The organism is Methanoculleus formosensis (genome assembly GCF_025384765.1).
GTDB classification, from domain to species: Archaea; Halobacteriota; Methanomicrobia; order Methanomicrobiales; family Methanoculleaceae; genus Methanoculleus; species Methanoculleus formosensis.
The window spans coordinates 1-1,257 of the sequence record NZ_VHLL01000019.1 but is presented as its reverse complement, the minus strand read 5'-3'; the positions used below and the strand labels follow the sequence as shown (position 1 = coordinate 1,257).

The 1,257-nt window shown below is 55.1% G+C and carries 1 protein-coding gene; it reads right to left on the bottom strand.

Annotated elements, in window-relative coordinates:
• Positions 1 to 52 precede the first annotated feature (52 nt).
• Entirely contained in the window at positions 53 to 1,180 is a 1,128-nt protein-coding gene (locus FKB36_RS13345; protein ID WP_261598579.1) for an IS256 family transposase, read from the bottom strand.
• Positions 1,181 to 1,257: the final 77 nt, after the last annotated feature.

The following is a 1,257-nucleotide window of genomic DNA, read 5'->3' as shown; positions in this document are numbered from 1 at the left end:
GGTAACGTCTCAGATCTTCTGTAATTTGCCTGAGCCCCGTCTCCTTGCCTGATCATTCCTTCTCCATGGTCAAATACCTTCTGCCGGTGACCCACTCCTCGTTGATGTCCATCAGGATAGATCCGACCAGCCGGAGAAGGGATTCCTCGTTCGGGAACGCTCCTACGACCTTGGTCCTTCGTTTTAGCTCCTTATTGACCCGTTCCATCAGGTTTGTGGTTCGGATCCGTTTCCCGTGCTGTTTTGGGAATGCCGTGTAACTCATCAACCCCGGGAGGAACCGTTCGATGGTATTGGCTGCTTTCCGGTACCCCCTGGCATTCAGGTCATCGGTGAGATCTTGAAGCCTTTGTTCACTTCCATAGGCCTCCTTCAGGCCTTCTACAACCTCTTTCTGGTGTTTCCGAGGAATATTCCTCAAGACGGCTCGGGTACAATGAACCTGACACATCTGCCAGGATGCACCGAGGAAGGCGGCTTCAGCCGCCTTCTGGATGCCGGTATGCCCATCCGAGATGACCAGTTGAACCCCGGCAAGTCCTCGTTCTTTGAGGTCCTCGAAGAGTCCCGACCAGAATTCTTCATTCTCACAGTCGGTGACTCTCGCGCCCAAGATCTCCCGGTAACCATCCTCGCGCACTCCGGCGACCACCAGGACCGCCTTGGTGACGTACCGTGCTCCGTCCCGGATTTTGTAGTAGGAAGCATCCACGAAGAGATACGGGATAGCCTGTTCGATCGGCCGCAGGAGGAATGCCTGCACCTGATCGTCGAGATCCTTGGCCATCCGGGAAACCGAAGCCGGAGAGAGCTGATCGATCCCCAGATGACTGACGATCTCCTGGACTCTCCTCGTTGAGACGCCCTGGAGGTAGGATTCGACGATTGCATTCACCAGAGCCTTCTCCACCCGGGCATACCGTCCAATGACCTGTGTCTCGAACGGGAACTCCCGAAACTGCGGTTTCCGGAGGATCGTCTCCCCGTATCGGGTCTTGAGGGATCGGTCCTTGTAACCGTTTCGATGCGCTTTCCGCGCATCGGTGCGTTCGTACTGGGCGGCTCCTGCCTGCTGGAGAGCTTCCTGGAGCATCACCTGGTTGAGGAACCAGGTGATGAGCGTCTTCATGCCGTTCTCCTGATCGGAAAGATAATCTTCGATTAACGCTAAGGGATCCATGGCCCTGTTTCTCCTTTGTCCAAATCTAGGTTGGATCCAGGGCCAATTCAATTTTACAGAACTTTCGTTACGCTACC